At 62.0% G+C, this 17,612-nt stretch carries 14 protein-coding genes; 5 read left to right on the forward strand and 9 right to left on the reverse strand.

Features of this window, described 5'->3' with window-relative positions:
- Positions 1-37 precede the first annotated feature (37 nt).
- From HX792_RS13640 to HX792_RS13665, 6 genes are all read right to left on the reverse strand, one after another.
- The gene (locus HX792_RS13640) at positions 38-862 is read right to left on the reverse strand and encodes an ABC transporter permease (protein WP_176996596.1); all 825 of its coding nucleotides are present in this window, start codon (positions 860-862) and stop codon (positions 38-40) included.
- A gap of 12 nt (positions 863-874) precedes the next feature.
- Positions 875-2,104, reverse strand: coding sequence for an ABC transporter permease (locus HX792_RS13645; protein ID WP_176996597.1), 1,230 nt, complete (start codon positions 2,102-2,104; stop codon positions 875-877).
- A gap of 152 nt (positions 2,105-2,256) precedes the next feature.
- Positions 2,257-3,297 carry an ABC transporter substrate-binding protein gene (locus HX792_RS13650; RefSeq protein WP_176996598.1) on the reverse strand — a complete coding sequence of 347 codons (1,041 nt, stop codon included), beginning with the start codon at positions 3,295-3,297 and terminating at the stop codon, positions 2,257-2,259.
- A gap of 43 nt (positions 3,298-3,340) precedes the next feature.
- On the reverse strand, positions 3,341-4,453 hold the full coding sequence (locus HX792_RS13655; protein WP_176996599.1) for an ABC transporter ATP-binding protein: 1,113 nt from the start codon (positions 4,451-4,453) through the stop codon (positions 3,341-3,343).
- 307 nt (positions 4,454-4,760) lie between these two features.
- The gene (locus HX792_RS13660) at positions 4,761-5,390 is read right to left on the reverse strand and encodes a response regulator transcription factor (protein ID WP_176996600.1); all 630 of its coding nucleotides are present in this window, start codon (positions 5,388-5,390) and stop codon (positions 4,761-4,763) included.
- 18 nt (positions 5,391-5,408) lie between these two features.
- Complete coding sequence (locus HX792_RS13665; RefSeq protein WP_176996601.1) at positions 5,409-7,799, reverse strand: PAS domain S-box protein; 2,391 nt, start codon at positions 7,797-7,799, stop codon at positions 5,409-5,411.
- Positions 7,800-7,876: 77 nt separating this feature from the next.
- Here HX792_RS13665 and HX792_RS13670 point away from each other — a divergent pair, with 77 nt between their 5' ends.
- Positions 7,877-8,851 carry an alpha/beta hydrolase family protein gene (locus HX792_RS13670; RefSeq protein WP_176996602.1) on the forward strand — a complete coding sequence of 325 codons (975 nt, stop codon included), beginning with the start codon at positions 7,877-7,879 and terminating at the stop codon, positions 8,849-8,851.
- 134 nt (positions 8,852-8,985) lie between these two features.
- On the opposite strand, the gene HX792_RS13675 is transcribed toward HX792_RS13670, so the two are convergent.
- From HX792_RS13675 to HX792_RS13685, 3 genes are read right to left on the reverse strand one after another with little or no spacing between them, the layout of a single operon-like run.
- The gene (locus tag HX792_RS13675) at positions 8,986-9,753 is read right to left on the reverse strand and encodes a TerB family tellurite resistance protein (RefSeq protein ID WP_176996603.1); all 768 of its coding nucleotides are present in this window, start codon (positions 9,751-9,753) and stop codon (positions 8,986-8,988) included.
- 1 nt (position 9,754) lies between these two features.
- Positions 9,755-10,429 (reverse strand): N-acetylmuramate alpha-1-phosphate uridylyltransferase MurU, encoded by a 675-nt coding sequence (gene murU / locus HX792_RS13680; RefSeq protein ID WP_176996604.1) that lies wholly within the window; start codon positions 10,427-10,429, stop codon positions 9,755-9,757.
- A complete protein-coding gene (locus HX792_RS13685) occupies positions 10,426-11,451 on the reverse strand; it encodes an aminoglycoside phosphotransferase family protein (RefSeq protein ID WP_176996605.1) in 1,026 nt (341 codons plus the stop codon). The genes murU and HX792_RS13685 overlap by 4 nt, the downstream gene beginning before the upstream one ends.
- Positions 11,452-11,581: 130 nt before the next feature.
- Between HX792_RS13685 and HX792_RS13690 the strand changes: the two genes are divergently transcribed.
- The 4 genes from HX792_RS13690 to rsmA are packed head-to-tail and all read left to right on the forward strand — an operon-like array spanning position 11,582 to position 17,502.
- Positions 11,582-14,392 carry an LPS-assembly protein LptD gene (locus HX792_RS13690; RefSeq protein ID WP_176996606.1) on the forward strand — a complete coding sequence of 937 codons (2,811 nt, stop codon included), beginning with the start codon at positions 11,582-11,584 and terminating at the stop codon, positions 14,390-14,392.
- On the forward strand, positions 14,367-15,707 hold the full coding sequence (locus HX792_RS13695; RefSeq protein WP_176996607.1) for a peptidylprolyl isomerase: 1,341 nt from the start codon (positions 14,367-14,369) through the stop codon (positions 15,705-15,707). Before HX792_RS13690 ends, HX792_RS13695 begins: the two co-directional genes overlap by 26 nt.
- Positions 15,704-16,693 carry a 4-hydroxythreonine-4-phosphate dehydrogenase PdxA gene (pdxA, locus tag HX792_RS13700; RefSeq protein WP_176996608.1) on the forward strand — a complete coding sequence of 330 codons (990 nt, stop codon included), beginning with the start codon at positions 15,704-15,706 and terminating at the stop codon, positions 16,691-16,693. Before HX792_RS13695 ends, pdxA begins: the two co-directional genes overlap by 4 nt.
- Positions 16,690-17,502 (forward strand): 16S rRNA (adenine(1518)-N(6)/adenine(1519)-N(6))-dimethyltransferase RsmA, encoded by an 813-nt coding sequence (gene rsmA, locus HX792_RS13705; RefSeq protein WP_176996609.1) that lies wholly within the window; start codon positions 16,690-16,692, stop codon positions 17,500-17,502. The genes pdxA and rsmA overlap by 4 nt, the downstream gene beginning before the upstream one ends.
- The last annotated feature ends 110 nt before the right edge of the window (positions 17,503-17,612 follow it).

Genomic DNA, 17,612 nt, shown 5'->3' on the forward strand with positions numbered 1-17,612 from the left:
TGGTCCACCGCTATCGCAGGCAAGCCAGCTCCCACAGTTAAATTTGTGCGGTACGCAGTTTTTCGCTACGGCCGCGCAGCCATTCCAGGGTCAGCAACAGCAACACCGAGAAGGCAATCAGCAAGGTGGCCGCCGCCGCAATCGTGGGGCTGAGGTTTTCGCGGATGCCGCTGAACATCTGGCGCGGCAAGGTCGCTTGCTCGGGGCCGGCGAGGAACAGCGTCACCACCACTTCATCAAACGAGGTGGCAAAGGCAAACAACGCCCCGGAAATCACCCCCGGCGCGATCAGCGGCAAGGTCACCCGTCGAAACGCGGTCAGTGGCGAAGCGCCCAGGCTGGCCGCCGCACGCACCAGGTTGTGGTTGAACCCCTGCAACGTCGCCGACACCGTGATGATCACAAACGGCACACCCAGCACCGCGTGCACCACGATCAGCGAGAAAAAGCTGTTGCCCAGCCCCAACGGCGCAAAGAACAGGTAACTGGCCACGCCAATGATCACCACCGGCACCACCATCGGCGAGATCACCAGGGCCATCACCAGCGCCTTGCCGGGGAAGTTGCCACGGGTCAGGCCAATCGCCGCCAGGGTGCCGAAGACCATGGCCAGCACCGTGGCGGCAGGCGCCACGATGATGCTGTTCTTCAGGGCGCGCATCCATTCGGCCGAGCCGAAGAAGTCCTGGTACCAATGCAGCGAGAAGCCTTGCAACGGGTACACCAGGAAACTGCCGCTATTGAACGACAGCGGGATGATCACCAGCACCGGCAGTATCAGGAACAGCAGGATCAGGCCGCAGAGGATCCGCAAGCTGTAGAACCACACCCGTTCAATGGGCGACATATAAGGGCTCAGCATCGCAAGGTCTCCTTAGCTCAGGCGCAGGCGGCTGGCGCCGACCAGTCGGTTGTAGATCAGGTACAGCAACACCGTGGCCAGCAGCAGCAAGCCGCCCAGCGCGGTGGCCATGCCCCAGTTGATGCTGGTGTTGGTGTAGAAGGCCACGAAATAGCTGACCATCTGGTCGTTCGGGCTGCCCAGCAAGGCCGGGGTGATGTAGTAACCAATCGCCAGGATGAACACCAACAGGCACCCGGCGCCGACACCGGCGTAGGTCTGTGGGAAATACACGCGCCAGAAACTGGCGAACGGATGGCAACCCAGGGAAATCGCCGCCCGCATGTAAGTCGGCGAAATACCTTTCATCACGCTGTAGATGGGCAGAATCATGAACGGCAGCAGAATGTGCACCATCGAGATGTAGACCCCGGTGCGGTTGAACACCAGCTCCAGGGGCTTGTCGATCAGGCCCATGCCCATCAGTGCGCTGTTGATCAGGCCGCCGGATTGCAGCAACACGATCCACGCGGCGACGCGCACCAGGATCGAGGTCCAGAACGGCAGCAACACCAGAATCATCAACAGGTTGCTTTTGCGCGCCGGCAAATTGGCCAACAGGTACGCCAGCGGGTAGGCCAGCAACAGGCAGATGGCGGTGATCACCAGGCCCATCCAGAAGGTGCGGGCGAAGATGTCCAGGTAGATCGCCTGGTCAGGCGTGGCCGGGGCCACTTCACCCAAGTCGTCGATACGGTGGTCGACGGCCGCCAGCAGGTAGAACGGCGTCAGGTTGCTGGTATTGCGCCGGATCGCCTGCCAGTACGCCGGGTCGCCCCAGCGTTCATCCAGGCTTTCCAACGCTTCTTTATAGGAGGCAGGCGCTTCGCTGAACGGCAGCGCCCGCGCGGTTTTGGTCAACAGGCTGCGGTAGCCCGCCAGTTCCATGTTCAAGCGCTTGGACAGGTCGCCCAAGGTCTGGTTTTTGCGCGCTTCGCCCAGGTCCTCACTGAGGGCCTGATACACCGGCTCGCCCGGCAAGCCGCGCCCGTCCCAGGCGGTCACAGCCACCACGGTGCGCGGCAAGCCGCCCACCACTTCCGGGTTACCCACGCTTTTGTAGAGCAGCGCAACGATCGGCACCAGGAACACCAGCACCAAAAACAGCACCAGCGGCGCAATCAAGGCCTGGGCCTTCCAGCGGTTGACCCGCTCGGCACGCGCCAGGCGCTGCTTGAGGGTGGGGAGAGCGGCGATGGCCATGGAAAACTCCAGATCTTGAAAATGACTACAACTCTGTAGGAGCCGGCTTGCCGGCGATGCTGACGACTCGGTGCAATGGTCACACCGAGGCGATGCCATCGCTGGCAAGCCAGCTCCTACACCCGCCCGTTCCCACAGAGGGTTATGCGGGGTTACTTGGCGGCCCAGGCGTTGAAGCGTTGCTCGAGCTGCTCACCGTTATCCGCCCAGAAACTCACATCGATCTGCACCTGGTTGGCGATGTTTTCCGGGGTGGTCGGCATGTCCTTGAGGATGTCCTTGGCCAGCAACGGCACGGCTTGGGTGTTGGCCGGGCCGTAGGCGATGTTTTCCGAATAGGTCTTCTGTTGTTGCGGCTGTACCGAGAAGGCGATGAATTTCTTCGCAGCGTCAGCACGGTCCTTGGCCAGGCCTTTAGGGATGGCCCAGGCGTCAAAGTCGTAGATGCCGCCGTTCCACACCACTTTCAGATTGCTTTCTTTCTGCACGGCGGCGATGCGGCCGTTGTAGGCGGAGCTCATCACCACGTCACCGGAAGCGAGGTATTGCGGCGGCTGGGCGCCTGCTTCCCACCATTGGATGTAAGGCTTGAGCTCGTCGAGTTTCTTGAAGGCGCGGTCCTGGCCATCTTTGCCGGCCAGCACTTTGTAGACGTCCTTCGGTGCGACGCCGTCGGCCATCAACGCAAATTCCAGGGTGTACTTGGCGCCTTTGCGCAGGCCGCGCTTGCCCGGGAACTGCTTCACGTCCCAAAAATCTTTCCAGCCGCCTGGCGGTGCTTTCAGCTTGTCAGCGTTGTACGCCAGCACGGTCGACCACACAAAGAAGCCCACGCCGCATGGCTGGATCGCGCCCTTCACATAGTCCGCGCCATTGCCGAACAGTTTCGGGTCCAGCGGTTCGAACATGTCTTCGTCACAGCCACGGGACAGTTCCGGCGACTCCACCTCCACCAGGTCCCAGGACACACTCTTGGTGTCGACCATGGCTTTGACCTTGGCCATTTCACCGTTGTATTCGCCAGCGACAATCTTGCCGTTGCCCGCGCTTTCCCACGGCGCATAGAACGCCTTGACCTGTGCGGCCTTGTTCGCGCCGCCAAAGGACACGACCGTCAGGTCCGGGCCTGCCATGGCCTGGGTTGCGCCAATCAGGCCAAGGGCCAGGGCGGAAAATTTCAGGGATCTCAACATTGTTGTTCTCTCCACGTGCAGGGTTGGTGAAGCCATGGGGCGATCAATTCGCCTCTAGAAGTGGGTCGAGTGCGCGAACGTGCTCGACTTGCCAGCCAATCGGTACCACGTCGCCGACCGCCAACGCCGGGTCCAGCTCGGCGATCGGTTGTTTCACAAAAAAATCGGCCTTGCCGCAGACTTCCAGGCGCACACGCACGTGGTCGCCCAGATAGATAAATTCCGCCACACGCCCCGAGAAGCGGTTGATACAGCTTTCGCTGGAGCCGTTGAGGCTGACGCGCTCCGGACGCACCGACAGGGTCACCGGGCCGCCGACCTGGCCGACGTTCACTGCCAGCGCCTCGACTTTCTCGCCACGCGCCAGCTCCACCACGCAACGCTCGCCGGTGTGGCTGTGCAGACGGCCGTTGAGGCGGTTGTTCTCGCCGATGAAGTTGGCGACAAAGGTATTTTTCGGCTCTTCATACAACGTGCGCGGCGCGGCGATCTGCTGGATCTCGCCTTGGTGGAACACCGCCACACGGTCGGACATGGTCAGGGCTTCGCCCTGGTCGTGGGTCACGTACACCACCGTCACGCCAAGGCGCTGGTGCAGGTGCTTGATCTCCATCTGCATGTGTTCGCGCAGTTGTTTGTCGAGGGCGCCGAGGGGTTCATCCATCAGCACCAACTGCGGTTCGAACACCAGCGCCCGGGCCAGGGCCACCCGTTGCTGCTGACCGCCGGAGAGTTGCGCCGGATAGCGCTGGGCGAAGGCGTCGAGCTGGACCATGCTCAGCACGCGCTTGACCCGCTCGCTGATGTCGGTCTTGCTCAAGCCTCGCACCGACAGCGGAAACGCGAGGTTCTCTGCGACGGTCATGTGGGGGAACAACGCGTAGTTCTGGAACACCATGCCGATGTCGCGCTTGTGCGGCGGCACGTTGTTGATGGAGCGCCCGGCCAGCAGGATTTCGCCGGCGGTCGGCGTTTCAAAGCCGGCGAGCATCATCAGACTGGTGGTCTTGCCCGAACCGGAAGGCCCGAGCAGGGTGAGGAACTCGCCCTTGCGAATCTCCAGGTTGAGGTCTTTGACGATCAGGTTCTCGCCGTCGTAGCTCTTCTGCACGCCACGAAAGCTGACCAGCACATCATTTGAATCCACCTCGCTCATACCCGCACCTTTTTGTTTTGGACTGCTGTGGCACAAGCGTAGTCCAGGCCGCAAGCCCCGGAAATCGGGGGCCGAGAGAGAATTGCATCAGCCGGATGGAAGGTTTGGGGTAAGGATTGCCCTACACGGATGGCGGGGATAGAACAGTGCAATCACGACAATGGGCGTCCAGCTGCCAAGCCCACGTCGCAAACAGACACGCGCCCCCTGTAGGAGCCGGCTTGCCGGCGATTGCACCCGCAAGATCACCGTTGGCCTTAAGGGCCTCATCGCCGGCAAGCCGGCTCCTACAGGGGGCTGGCGAAGATCACAAGAGCTTGTGCTCCATGGCGTACTTCACCAGTTCAGCCAGGGAGGTGATATTGAGCTTCTGCATCAAGCGCGCCTTGTGGGTGCTGATGGTCTTGCTGCTCAGCGCCAACTGCTGGGCAATATCGTTGACGTTGGCACCCTGGGCCAAGCGCTCGAACACCGAGAACTCACGCTCGGACAACAACGAATGCAGCGGCCGCGTATCGGTGAGGCCCACTTCAAAGACCATGCGGTCGGCCAGGTCCGGATCGATGTAACGCCCGCCCGCCGCGACCTTTCGAATCGCCGTCAGCAACAATGCCGGGTCACTGTCCTTGGTGGCATACCCCGCCGCACCGACCTTCAAGGCGCGCGCGGCCATCTGGGCCTCATCGTGCATCGACAGCACCAGGATCGCCGGTGGATTGTTCAAGGCACGGATACGCGCAATGGCCTCAAGACCGTTGACCCCCGGCATGGAGATATCCAGTAACACCACCTCGCACGGCACATGGCGCAAGGTCTCCAGCAACTGCTCGCCATTGCTGGCTTCACCGACCACCTGCAGATCCTTGGCCAGGCCGATCAATTGCTTGATGCCTTCACGGACGATGGTGTGGTCTTCGGCTACCAATACGCGAATCACAGGGGTTTCCTCTTATCGTTATGCATCCAACGGCACCGTGACGCTCAAGGTGGTGCCCTCCCCCAACTCGCTCGTCAGGCTCAATTGCCCGCCCATGATCAGCACCCGCTCACGCATGCCGACCAGGCCGAACGATACCGGCCGCCCCTGAACCTGGACAAAACCCACGCCATCGTCGCTGATGGTCAGCCGCAAGTCGTTGCCTTCCACCGCCAGGGTCAATTCCACAGTATGCGCCTGGGCATGGCGCATCACATTGGTCAGCGCTTCCTGCAGTATCCGAAACAAACCGATGGCTTTGGCGTCACTCAGGCTCGGCAAGTTATCCGGCACCTGCACCAGGCAAGGAATCTGCGTGCGCGCCTCGAAGCGCCGCGCTTGCCACTCGATAGCCGAGGCGATCCCCGCGTCGAGGATCGGCGGGCGCAGCGCCGTGGCCACATCACGTACCAGCTGGAACAACTGGGCGATCAGGCGCTTCATGCTGTTCAGTCGCTCGTGCAGCCCGGGGTCAAGTTGCGCATACGCCAGCTCGCACATGGAGGTTTCCAGCTTGAGCACCGTGAGCATCTGCCCCAGTTCGTCGTGCACTTCACGGGCGATGCGCGCCTTTTCTTCTTCGCGCACGGTTTCGAGGTGGGCCGACAGCTCACGCAGCTGCGCGCGGGAGGCGTCCAGCTCAAGCTCAATGCGCTTGCTCTCGCTGATGTCCCAGACAATCCCGTCCCAGACCACCGTGCCGTCGTCCAGGCGGCGGGTTACGGCCTTGATGTCGGCCCATCGCTGCTGCCCGAGCCGGGTAAGGATGCGGCCTTGCCACGACCAGTTGCTTTCAGTCTCGATGGCCTGGTCCTGGGTGCGGTGGTAACTGGCGCGGTCATCGGGATGCACCAGGCTGCGAATGCCCATGGCCGGATCACTGAGCACCGACGGCGAGTAACCCACCAGGCCTTCGCTGCCTTGGCTGATGTAAGCGAACTCGATGGCCTCACTGCGTGGCAAGCGCTCCAGGCGGAACACCAGCCCCGGCACGTTGGCGGCGATGCCCTGCAGGCGCGCTTCACTTTCCTGCAAGGCGGCCAAGGCACGGCGGCGCTCGGTGACGTCGTTGAGGTACACCACCAGGTACTCGCCGCCGCCATAACGCAAGAAGCTCAGGGACACATCGGCCGGCAGCACGCTGCCATCGGCGCGCAGGCAATTGGTGGCAAAACTCTGCGGCCCGTCTTCGCTGGCGCGGGCGCGCTTCCACAGGTTGAGCCAGCGGTCCATGGTGAGGGTCGGGTCGAATTCGATCAGCGGGCGCTCGATCAACGCGCCAGGCTTGTAGCCAAGCATGGTTTCGGCGGCCAGGTTGGCGTAGCGCACATGGCTGTCCCAGTTGACCCACAAGATGCCCACGGTGCTCTGATCGATGGAAAACTGTGTCAGCCGCAACGCCTCGGCACCGGCGGCGCGCGCCGCGCTTTCTTCCCGGGCCGCCAACAGGTTGTGCTCCAGCACGCGCTGCTGACGGCGTTGCCAAAACACGACCGCCAGGCTGGCCAGCAGGAACAGGCCCAACAAGAGGCTCAGGTTTTGCCAGAAGCCTGGGGACTCCGACAGCCTTGGGTACTTGGGTTGCAGCCAGCGGCTGTGCAGTTGATCCAGATAGCGGGCGGGGATGGCACGCAAGGCGCTCTGCATGATGCTCGCCAGCTCTGGCCACTCACGCCGCGTGGCCACCCGCAACAGCTGCGGCAGGCCGATATCGCCCACCACGGCCAGCCCGGCGAATTCCGCCTCGCCCGACAGCCGACTCAACTGCGCCTCATCCACCACGGCGTAGCGCGCTTGCTGGCTCACCAGCAACTGCAACGCCTGGCGCTCCATGGGCACGCCTTGCACATTCAACTTGGGGTAGGTGCTGCGCAAATAGTCGGCAACGGCACTGGGCATGCGCACCGCGACACGCGATTGTTCGTCGAGTTTTTCCAGGTCCACGGCGGCACCGCCTTCGCGAATCCCGACAATGTGCTGGGGCACGCGCATATACGGGTCGGTGAACAACCACAGGCGCAAGCCGGCCGGGGTCTGTTGCAGGCCGGGCGCGATGTCCACCTCGCCCTCACGCACGGCGGCCTCCAGTTGCTCCTGGGTCGGGAAGTTGCGCCAGGTCAGCTCGATGTTCAGCGCCTTGGCCAACCACTGCATCAACTCGACGTTGGCCCCGGATAAACGCTGCAGGCGTCGGTCGTATTGCGCATAAGGCGCTTGCAACACCAGGCCCACTCGTAGTTCCGGGTGCTGGGCCAACCATTCACGTTGCTGTGCATTGAGCTGTGCCTGGGGCGTGACAGGCGCAGGCGCGGCACTTGCCATCAAGGCAAAGCACAAGCAGCCGATAACCAGCAGACAGCGAAAACCCATGATCCACGTCTCACATCACTGACAAATACTGACCAACCCATTAGGCTGCTGGAATCACTTCTGGCCGGGAATTAACGATGCAATATCGAAACCGTTCGGCACTGCCAGCATTGTGCCTGTCGCTGCTATTTACCAGCGGCTTTTCTGTTCAGGCCGCTGACGCCCCCGCTCCCGCTGCGGAAAAACCGGTTGAGCGCCAGCCCTTGCCCGAGCGTAGCCAGGAAGACGCCAACGCCCTCGAGCGGCAGATCCCGCAGCAGGAACAGCAACAACTGCAAGCCGGCAGCGATTCGTTCCTGGCTCTGTGGAAGCCGGCCAACAGTGCCGAGCCCGAAGGTGTGGTGATTATCGTACCGGGCGCTGGCGAAAGTGCTGACTGGCCGCAAGCAATCGCACCGTTGCGGCGCAAATTGCCGGACGCCGACTGGGGCACTCTCAGCCTGTCGTTGCCTGACATAAACCTGGACACCCTGCCGCCTCGCGTCATCGAAGCACCCAAGGCCACCGTCGACACCAGCAGCAAAGAAGGCAGCACCGCCGCCAAGCCCATCGAGCAGGCCGCCAGTGCCGAGTCCGAAGGGACAGACCCAGCGGTAGTGCCCGGTACGGATGAACAGGACAAGACCGACGCCAAGCGCATCTTCGACCGCATTGACGCCGCCGTCGCGTTTGCACAAACCCACAGCGCGCGCAGCGTGGTGTTGCTCGGCCATGGCACCGGTGCCTGGTGGGCGGCACGCTACCTGAGTGAAAAGCAGCCAACCCAGGTGCAGAAGCTGGTGATGGTGGCCGGCAAGACGCCAGCGGCGCGTGAGCCCAGCCTGCAACAAATGGCGCCGGCCTTGAAAGTGCCCACAGCCGACGTCTTCTATCAGGACGACAGCCAGGCGCGCAAAACCGCCCTGGAACGGGTGCAGGCCGCCAAGCGTGCGAAGAATACGGGTTATAAGCAGGTGTCGCTCACGACCTTGCCCGGCAATAGTTCGGCCGAGCAAGAGCAGTTGTATCGGCGGATTCGCGGTTGGTTGAGCCCGCAAACCCAGGCGGACTGAACCCCACCCCCCTGTAGGAGCCGGCTTGCCGGCGATAGCGGTGAATCAGCCACTGGATGTGCAACTGACCTACCGCGATCGCCGGCAAGCCGGCTCCTACAGGGAGATTGGGTTTCCAGGGCCACATTCGGCAGCTAGCGGAAGTCCCGGCGCTCGCGGATCAACGCGTAGGCGTTGTGCAGCTCGCGGGTCCGCTCGGTGGCCTCGCGCACTTGCGCGGGGCTGGCGCCACTGCCGGCAATCTTGTCCGGATGGTGGCGGCTGAGCAGGCGCCGGTAAGCGCGCTTGATCGCCGAAGGCTCGGTGGTGGCTGTCACGCCCAGCACCCGAAGCGCTTCCTGGTAAGTCGCGTTACGGCTGACCAGGGGTTTGCGCTCCGGCGCGAAGTCGGCGGCCAGCGCTTGAAGCTGTTGCGGTGTCCAACCCAGCCACTTGCCCCATAGGTCGATCAGGTCGCGCTCGGCATCATCAGCCCTGCCGTCAGCCCAGGCCATGCGCCAGCACGCACGCAATACGCCTTCGGCGGCATGGGGTTGGGCCTTGAGCACACGCAGGTAACTGCGCACACGGTCGGTGCCTGACTTGCCACGGTTGAAGGCGGTGATGGCACGGCGTTGGGCCGACTCGGTCATGTCCAGCGAACGCATCTCTTGCCGCGCCTGCTGGATATGCCCGTCGGCCACCCGCCCATTGCTTTTCGCCAGGCGCCCCAGCAGCACAAACAGCAGTTCGTCGTTGCGCAGTGCCGGGCGCCCGCCCAAACGTTCGCGCAACTGTGCCCAACTCTGCAGTTGCAGGCGACGGTCCAGTGCCTGGCCCAACAAAGCCCCCAACAAGGCCCCCGGAATACTGGCAATGGCAAAGCCAGCCCCGGCGCCGATCAGCGTCCCTGGCCACAACATCCTATTGCTCCGCAGTCAGCAAGGCTTCGACTTGCGCCAAGCGTTCCAGCGTGCCGACATCTATCCAGCGTCCCGCCATGTGCTCCCCCGTTACCAGACCTTTAGCCATGGCCGCACGCAACAGCGGCGCCAGCTTGAAGGCACCTGCGCTACAACCCACGAACAACTGGGGGTCGAGCACTGAAATGCCACTGAAGGTCAGGTTATCGGCACCGGGCGCGGCATCATGAAGCAAACCCTGATCCAGATAAAAATCACCGCCCGACGGGTGATGCGCCGGGTTGTCCACCATCACCAGATGGGCCAGGCCCTGGAGCGGCTGGCGCAACCGGGCGAAGTCGTAGTCGGTCCAGATGTCGCCATTGACCACCAGGAACGGCTCATCCCCCAACAAAGGGAGTGCCTGGAATATTCCGCCGCCGGTTTCCAAAGGCTCGCCTTCGGGCGAGTACTGGATGCGCAAACCGTACTGCGCCCCGTCGTCCAGGTAGCTTTCAATTTGCTGGCCCAGCCATGCGTGGTTGATCACGATATCGGTGAAGCCGGCCTTGGCCAGCGCCTCCAGGTGATACTCGATCAGGCGCTTGCCACCCGCCTGCACCAACGGCTTGGGCGTGTGCAAGGTGAGCGGGCGCATGCGCTCGCCTTTGCCGGCCGCCAGGATCATGGCTTTCATACGCGGGCCTCGGCCGGAGCGCGCAGGCCGGCCAACAACTCGGCCAGGTCACTCAGCTCCGGGCGCTCGGCCAGCACCGCTTCTATATAAGCAAAGAAGCGAGGCACGTCCGCCAGGTAGCGTGGCTTGCCATCGCGGTGGCAGATACGCGCGAAAATACCGATGACCTTGAGATGGCGCTGTACGCCCATCAAGTCGCTGGCACGCAGGAACTCGTCGAAATCCGCCTGCACCGCAATGCCGGCTTGCTGGGCGCGCTCCCAATAACCGCGCTGCCATTCCCGCACACGGGCCTGTGGCCAACTGAGGAAGGCGTCCTTGAACAGGCAGGTGATGTCGTAGGTCACCGGGCCGTACACCGCGTCCTGAAAATCCAGCACGCCGGGGTTCGGTTCGCTGATCATCAGGTTACGCGGCATATAGTCGCGGTGCACCAGCACCTTGGGTTGCGCCAGGGCGCTGTCAATCAGTTGATCGCTGGCACGCTGCCACAGTGTTTGTTGATGGGTATCCAGTTCGATACCCAGATGGCGGCGCACGTACCACTCTGGAAACAATTCAAGCTCGCGACGCAACAAGGCGACGTCATAGCTGGGCAGTGGCGCGTCCATCGGCAACTGCTGGAAAGCCAGCAAGCTGTCGATGGCATCGGCAAACAATTGATCGGCGTTTTTGTCGTCAATCACGTCCAGATAGGTTTTTCGGCCCAGGTCATTGAGCAAAAGAAAGCCGCGCGGCAAATCTTCTGCATAAATTTTTGGCACATTTATTCCCGATTTCGCGAGCAAATGGGCGATATCGACGAAAGGTTTGCAGTTTTCCTGGGGGGGTGGTGCGTCCATAACGACAAATGTATGGGCCCCACCTTCCCAGCGAAAATACCGCCTGAAACTCGCGTCGCTGCTGGCCGCAGTCAATGTGGCCGGGGGGACTGCACCCCATCCCTGAGCGTTGAAAAGGATCGGCAGCTGCTCATCAAGCCAGACTTCCAGCTGTTGCAAACGTAGATCTTGATCGGGCATTACAAGGGTCTCCGACGGCGCTAGCCGTCAAGCGGGTCATGCTTTATTATCACGCATCTTTTTCAGACCATCGAGAGGCGTGCGGCCCACACCGCGGGCAGATGGCACGCAGGAAGCCCGGACTAATAAGATGGCATTGAAATCCCCCGCGTTTCGTAGAAAATTTCCGTTGCTGGTAACCGGCAGTCTGCTGGCCATGCAACCTTTCGCCACCTCATTCGTGGTCGCCGCGGAACAGTATGACTGCTCAGTCTCTGCTTCGGGTGCCTGGGATTGCGCGCCGAAAACCGCCGCTGCCCCTTTACCACCGCGTCCTGTGCATGACGGCGCTGCTGTCAGCTCAGCCAACAGCACGGCGCAAACCGATGCTGGCGGCAAAGCCGATGCCGGACCGCAGACCACATTGGTCACCGAATCCAAGGGCCGTGGCCTGCGCTCGCGCAGCGCCGACTACAGCCACCTGGACTGGGTGCCTCGCGAGAAGCTGACCGCTGCCCAACTGGCTGAAACCGGTCCTTACTGCGGCGGTGCGTACATCGAGCCGACGCGTCCTGGCATGAACGACAAGACGAACAAGAGCGATGCGCCAACTTTCATCGGTGCCAAGGCCTCTCGTTACGAGCAGGAACAACAGGTCGCGACCCTGGCCGGTGACGTCGTCATGCGCCAGGGCAGCATGCAGCTGGAGGCTCAGGAAGCCAACCTGTATCAGGCCGAGAACCGTGGCGAGCTGAACGGCGATGTCCGTCTGCGCGACAACGGCGCCCTGATCGTGGGCGACCACGCCCAGGTCCAGCTCGACACCGGCGCTGCACAAATCGACAACGCCGAATACGTCCTGCACAAGTCGCGTATCCGCGGTAACGCGCTGTATGCCAAGCGTGCCGAAAACGCGATCATCCGTCTCAAGGACGGTACGTACACCACGTGCGAGCCAGACAGCAATGCCTGGCAGCTCAAGGGCAACAACATCACGTTGAACCCGGCCACCGGTTTCGGTACGGCCACCAACGCGACGTTGCGGATCAAGAACATTCCGATCCTCTACACCCCTTACATCTATTTCCCGATCGACGACCGTCGCCAATCCGGCTTCCTGCCACCGAGCTTCAGCACGGGCGGCGAAACCGGCTTCACCCTGGTGACGCCGTACTACTTCAACCTGGCGCCCAACTACGACGCCACGTTGTACCCGCAATACATGACCAAGCGCGGCCTGTTGATGGAAGGCGAATTCCGCTACCTCACCAAGTCCAGCGAAGGTCAGGTGGGCGGCGCGTACCTGAACGACGACAACAGCGAGCGTAAAGGTCAGACCGACTACGAAAAAACGCGCTACATGCTCAACTGGCAACACAAGGGCGGGCTGGATTCGCGTGTACTGACCCAGGTTGACTACACCAATATCAGCGACCCGTACTACTTCCAGGACCTCAAGTCTTTCCAGGAAGGCGTCCGCAGCCAGGACTACATCAACCAACAGGGTTCCGTGACCTATCGCGGCGACTCCTATCAGGCACGCCTGAACCTGCAGGCCTACCAGCTGGCAACGATCTCCCAGATCACGCCGTATGACCGCCTGCCGCAAATCACCTTCAACGGCGAGCTGCCGTTCCACCCGGGTGGCCTGAACTTCAGCTATGAAACCGAAGCGGTACGCTTCGAGCGCGACCTGGAAAACGGCACCTTCACCGACGAGAACGGCTTGGTTTCGCCGCGTCTGGACACCTACGTGACCGGCCTGACCCGTGCAAACGGTACACGCCTGAACGTGGCACCGGCCGTCGAATACCCGATGAACTGGACCTACGGCTTCGTCACGCCGAAGCTCAAGTACGTCTACACCAAGTACGATCTTGACTTGGACAGCATCGGCAAGAACCAGATCATCGCGGCGCAAGCGGCCTCGACTGCCGCCAACCCGTATGCTGGTGGCAGCTTCAGCAGCTCCCAGGACCGTGCGGTTCCAGTTGCCAGCGTCGACAGCGGCCTGTACTTCGATCGCAACACCAACTGGTTCGGCAAAGACTACCGTCAGACCCTCGAGCCGCGTGCCTTCTACCTGTACGTGCCGAACAAGGACCAGAGCGACATTCCGGTCTTCGACACCAGTGAGTACTCGTTCAGCTACGCCTCGCTGTTCCGCGACAACCGCTTCAGCGGTAATGACCGGATCGGCGACGAGAACAAACTGTCGCTGGGCCTGACCAGCCGCTGGATCGAAGACAACGGCTTCGAACGTCAGCGTGTGTCCGTGGGCCAGGCGCTGTACTTCAAGGATCGCCAGGTTCAACTGCCAGGCATCCTGGCCTCCGACCGTGCTGATGCGAACACCGACGTGTCGCCAATCGCACTGGACTACGAGTTCCGCTTCAACCGCGACTGGCGCGCCACTGCCGACTACAACTGGGACACCGAGAACCACAGTCCTCGCTCCGGCAGCGCAATGTTCCACTACCAGCCGGAAGACAACCCGAACAAGGTTATCAACGTCGGCTATCGCTATCGCAACGACCAGGTGGTGTACAACCAGCTGACCGGCAAATGGCAGTTCGGTGGTGACTACGGCACTCCGGGCGATCCGAACTTCGTGAAGGATTACTACAAAATCCAGCAACACGACTTCTCGATGATGTGGCCGATCGTTCCCCAGTGGAACCTGATCACCCGCTGGCAGTATGACTATGCCCGCAACCGTACCCTGGAAGCCTTCGGTGGTTTCGAGTACGACAACTGCTGCTGGAAACTTCGCGTGATCAACCGTTATTGGGTTTCCAACGACGAATACACTCAGATCGCCCCGTTGAACGAAAAGGGTGACCACGGGCTCTTCTTCCAGATCGTCCTCAAAGGACTCGGCGGCCTGACCGGCGCCAAGGTAGAGAGCTTCCTCGACAAAGGCATTGAAGGTTATCGTGAACGTGAAGACCAAGCTTTCTGATTGCTTGCGCCCGCTAGTGCTGGGCGCGCTGTTCCTGGGTACTGTTTCGGCACACGCTGCGGTTCAGCAACTGGATAAAGTGGCAGCCATCGTCGATAACGACGTGATCATGCAGAGCCAACTGGACCAACGGGTCAAGGAAGTTCAGCAAACCATCGCCAAGCGCGGTGGTGGTGTGCCACCTACCAGCGTGCTGGAACCACAGGTACTGGAACGCCTGATCGTTGAAAACCTGCAACTGCAGATCGGCGAGCGTTCCGGCATCCGTATTTCGGACGAAGAACTGAACCAGGCCGTTGGCACTATTGCTCAACGCAACAACATGAGCATCGACCAGTTCCGCGCCGCCCTGGCCCACGACGGCCTGTCCTATGAGGACGCCCGTGACCAGATCAAGCGTGAAATGATCATCAGCCGTGTGCGTCAGCGCCGCGTGGCCGAGCGTGTTCAGGTGTCCGAGCAGGAAGTGAAGAACTTCCTGGCGTCCGACCTCGGCAAGATGCAGCTCTCCGAAGAGCTGCACCTGGCTAACATCCTGATCGCGACCCCGGACAGCGCCAGTGCCGAACAGCTCAATGCTGCTGCCGCCAAAACCCAGGCCGTTTATGACCGCCTGAAAGCCGGTGCCGACTTCGCCCAGACAGCCATTGCCGTTTCCGGCAGTGACAACGCTCTGGACGGCGGCGACATGGGCTGGCGTAAAGCGGCTCAACTGCCACCTCCGTTCGACCGTGAGCTGAGCGCCATGAGCGTGGGTGACATCACCCAGCCTGCACGTACACCGGGTGGTTTCATCATCCTCAAGTTGCTGGGCAAGCGCGGCGGCGAGAACTCGCTGAAAGACGAAGTGCACGTTCGTCACATCCTGGTCAAACCAAGCGAAATCCGCACCGAAGCCCAAACCAAGGAACTGGCCCAGAAGATCTATGACCGCATCGAAGGCGGTGAAGACTTCGCCACCCTGGCCAAGAGCTTCTCGGAAGACCCGGGTTCTGCCCTCAACGGCGGCGACCTGAACTGGATCGACCCTAAAGCGCTGGTACCGGAGTTCCAGGACGTCATGGCCAAGACGCCGCAAGGTGTTCTGTCCAAGCCGTTCAAGACCCAATACGGCTGGCATGTGCTGGAAGTCCTTGGCCGTCGCGCCACTGACAACACTGCTCAAGCCCGCGAGCAGCAAGCACTCACCGTACTGCGCAACCGCAAATACGATGAAGAACTGCAGACCTGGTTGCGTCAGATCCGCGACGAAGCCTACGTAGAAAACAAGCTGCCCGCCGCCGAGCAAACAGGCGCCGATCAGGCAGCCCAGTGAAACCCCAGCGTTTCGCGGTGACACCCGGCGAGCCAGCCGGCATTGGTCCAGACCTGTGCCTGCTGCTCGCCTCGCAACCCCAGCCACACCCCCTGATCGCCATTACCAGCCGCGACCTGCTCCTTGAGCGGGCCGCGCAGTTGGGGGTGGCTGTCAATTTGCTGGACGCAGCACCGGGCAACTGGCCCGACCTGCCTGCGCCTGCGGGCAGCCTGTATGTGTGGGACACCCCGCTGCAGGCCAAGGTCGTCGCCGGGCAGCTGGACAAGGCCAACGCGGCCTTCGTTTTGGAAACCCTGACCCGCGCAGGCCAGGGCTGCATCGACGGCACCTTTGCCGGCATGATCACCGCCCCTGTGCACAAGGGCGTGATCAACGAATCCGGCATCGCGTTCTCCGGGCATACCGAATTCCTCGCCGAGCTGACCCACACCGAACAAGTGGTGATGATGCTGGCCACTCGGGGGCTGCGCGTCGCCCTGGTGACCACGCACCTGCCGCTGCGGGATATCGCCGATGCGATCACCGCCGAGCGCGTGGAGCGCGTTACGCGCATCCTGCACGCCGACCTGCAACAGAAATTCGGCATCGCCCAGCCTCGCATCCTGGTCTGCGGGCTCAACCCCCACGCCGGCGAAGGCGGCCACCTGGGCCATGAAGAAATCGACATCATCGAACCCACATTAGAGCGCCTGCGCCAAGAAGGCATGGACCTGCGTGGCCCACTGCCTGCGGACACTCTGTTTACCCCCAAATATCTGGAGCACTGCGACGCAGTGCTGGCGATGTACCATGACCAGGGGCTGCCCGTGCTGAAGTACAAAGGCTTCGGCGCCGCAGTCAACGTGACACTGGGCCTGCCGATCATCCGTACCTCCGTCGACCATGGCACTGCCCTGGACCTGGCAGGCAGCGGCAAGATCGATACCGGCAGCCTGCACGTGGCCCTGGAAACCGCCTATCAGATGGCCGAGACCCGTATATGACTGAGCATTACCAACACCGGGCGCGCAAGCGCTTCGGGCAAAACTTCCTGCACGATGCAGGCGTAATTGACCGCATCCTGCGCTCCATCCATGCCAAGCCCGAAGACCGCCTGCTGGAAATCGGCCCGGGCCAGGGCGCACTGACCCAAGGCCTGCTGGCCAGCGGTGGTCAGCTGGACGTGGTTGAGTTGGACAAGGACCTGATCCCGATCCTCAACCAGCAGTTCGCCGGCAAACCCAACTTCAACCTGCACCAGGGCGATGCGCTGAAGTTCGACTTCAACACCCTCAACGCGGCGCCCAACAGCCTGCGGGTGGTGGGCAACCTGCCGTACAACATCTCCACGCCGTTGATTTTCCACCTGCTGAACAACGCCGGGATCATCCGCGACATGCACTTCATGCTGCAAAAGGAAGTGGTCGAGCGTTTGGCGGCAGGCCCTGGCGGCGGTGACTGGGGTCGCCTGTCGATCATGGTTCAGTACCACTGCCGTGTAGAGCACCTGTTCAACGTCGGGCCGGGCGCGTTCAACCCGCCGCCGAAGGTCGACTCGGCCATCGTGCGCCTGGTGCCTCACGCCGTACTGCCGCACCCGGCCAAGGACCATCGCCTGCTGGAGCGAGTGGTGCGCGAAGCCTTCAACCAACGCCGCAAGACCTTGCGCAACACGCTCAAGGCCCTGCTGAGCAACGCTGAAATTGAAGCCGCCGGTGTAGACGGCAGCCTGCGCCCGGAGCAACTGGACCTCGCCGCCTTCGTGCGCCTGGCTGACCAGTTGGCGATCCAACCCGCCCCAGTCGCCGAATAACCGTGTAGGAGCCGGCTTGCCGGCGATGCATGCGCCGCGGAGCATCCGTCAGCGCGCGTTGATGCAATCGCAGGCAAGCCAGCTCCCACATGTCTGGCCTAGTGCCCGGC

Origin of the sequence: Pseudomonas sp. B6002 (assembly GCF_013385985.1) — a bacterium.
GTDB lineage: Bacteria > Pseudomonadota > Gammaproteobacteria > Pseudomonadales > Pseudomonadaceae > Aquipseudomonas.